This window comes from Burkholderia sp. SIMBA_062, assembly GCF_046534765.1.
In the GTDB taxonomy this organism is placed as follows: Bacteria; Pseudomonadota; Gammaproteobacteria; order Burkholderiales; family Burkholderiaceae; genus Burkholderia; species Burkholderia ambifaria.
Map to the genome: position 1 here is coordinate 1 of NZ_JAWRYD010000402.1, position 257 is coordinate 257.

At 57.6% G+C, this 257-nt stretch carries 1 rRNA gene; it reads left to right on the top strand.

Going from position 1 to position 257, the window contains the following annotated elements:
• Positions 1-257: ribosomal RNA gene (locus SB786_RS36845) — 23S ribosomal RNA — on the top strand; the annotation flags it as partial.

The window sequence follows — 257 nt, forward strand, 5'->3', positions numbered from 1 at the left end:
TGGAAATCATTCGCAGAGTGTAAAGGCACAAGGGAGCTTGACTGCGAGACCTACAAGTCGAGCAGGGACGAAAGTCGGGCTTAGTGATCCGGTGGTTCCGCATGGAAGGGCCATCGCTCAACGGATAAAAGCTACCCCGGGGATAACAGGCTTATCTCCCCCAAGAGTCCACATCGACGGGGAGGTTTGGCACCTCGATGTCGGCTCATCGCATCCTGGGGCTGTAGTCGGTCCCGAGGGTTGGGCTGTTCGCCCAT